Origin of the sequence: Herbaspirillum sp. B65 (genome assembly GCF_000333555.1) — a bacterium.
GTDB lineage: Bacteria > Pseudomonadota > Gammaproteobacteria > Burkholderiales > Burkholderiaceae_D > Herbaspirillum > Herbaspirillum rubrisubalbicans.
In genome coordinates this window covers 1-1,602 of sequence record NZ_BADI01000014.1, presented here as the reverse complement: position 1 = coordinate 1,602, position 1,602 = coordinate 1, and the positions used below count along the sequence as shown (strand labels likewise).

The following is a 1,602-nucleotide window of genomic DNA, read 5'->3' as shown; positions in this document are numbered from 1 at the left end:
GCATGGCTGGCGTCAGGCAGGATCGGCAGCGAGAAGCGCAGGAAACCGTAGGCGNCCAGCTTCAACATGATTGCCGCCAGCACGATGGAGCCGCCGGTGGGCGCCTGCACGTGGGCGTCCGGCAGCCAGGTGTGTACCGGCCACATCGGCACCTTCACGGCAAAGGCGCCCAGGAAGGCAAAGAACAGGATCTTCTGTTCCAGCATCGACAGCGGTACCTGGTGCCAGACCGGGATCTCGAAGCTGCCGCCGGAGACGAAGTAGAGATAAATCAGCGCGATGAGCATCAACAGCGAACCCAGCAGCGTGTAGAGGAACAGCTTGAAAGCCGCATACACGCGGTTGTCGCCGCCCCACACACCGACGATGATGAACATCGGGATCAGGGTCGCTTCGAAGAAGGCGTAGAACAGCATCGCGTCCAGCGCCGAGAAGACGCCGACCATGATGCCCGAGAGGATCAGGAAGGCGCCCATGTACTGAGCCACGCGCTTCTGGATCACCACCCAGCCGGCCAGCACCACGATGACCGTGATGAAGGCCGTCAGCGGCACGAACCACAGCGAGATACCGTCCAGGCCGAGGTAGTAGCTGATGCTGAAGCGGTCAATCCAAGGCGTCTTTTCGACGAACTGGTAACCGTGCGCCAGCGGATCGAAATGCTGGATCAGAGGGAAAGTAACGACCAGGCCGACCAGCGAACCGAACAACGCCAGCCAGCGGGCCAGGCCCGGATTGCTGTCGCGGCCCAGTGCCAGGACGAGGATGCCGAAGACGATCGGTACCCAGATCGCGAGGCTCAAGATGGGAAATGTTGACTGCATCATGGTTGTTATTTACTCGGACAGCTTATTTGGCGAACGGGAACGGCATGAACCACACCAGGAAACCCAGCACCCCGATGATCATCACGAATGCATAGTGATAGATGTAACCGGACTGCCAGAGACGCGTGAACTTCGAGAACCAGCCGACGACCTTGGCACTGCCGTTGACGAACAAGCCGTCGATGATGCCACGGTCGCCCACGATGGACAGTCCGTTGCCCAGCAGGCGGGCACCGCCGGCGAAGACCACTTCGTTGAACTTGTCCATGTAGTACTTGTTGTCCAGGATGGTATAGATGATGCTGAACTTTTCCTTGAACCAGGCCGGCACGCGCGGGTTGATCATGTAGCAGTAGTAGGCCACGACCACACCGGCAATGGCCAGCCACAGCGGTGCAGTGGTAAAGGCGTGCAGCACCATGGCCAGCGGACCGTGGTATTCGTGGGCCAGTTCTTCCATGACCTTGTGGTTGTCACCAAAGAAGATCACGCCCTTGAAGAAGTCGCCATACAGCATCGGCGAGATCGCGAAGAAACCAATGATGACCGAAGGAATGGCCAGCAGGATCAGCGGCAGGGTCACCACCAGCGGCGACTCGTGCGGCTTCTGCCCCGGAGCCAGACCGTGATGGTGCTCGTCATGACCGTGGTCATCATGGGCATCATGCGCATCGTGGCCGTGATCGTCATGCACGCCATGGGCCGCAGCCGGGGCGTGATGGTCGTCATGCGCGTGGGCCTGGCCGAAGCGCTCCTTGCCATGGAAGACCATGAA

The 1,602-nt window shown here is 60.0% G+C and carries 1 protein-coding gene and 1 pseudogene; both read right to left on the bottom strand.

Translation table 11 applies throughout. The annotated features are described in order from the left end of the window. A partial coding sequence (locus tag I5W_RS00290; RefSeq protein WP_044527754.1) for an NADH-quinone oxidoreductase subunit M occupies nucleotides 1-827 on the bottom strand: 827 nt, incomplete at its 3' end. 22 nt (nucleotides 828-849) lie between these two features. Next, nucleotides 850-1,602, bottom strand: a pseudogene (locus I5W_RS00285) (NADH-quinone oxidoreductase subunit L); the annotation flags it as partial.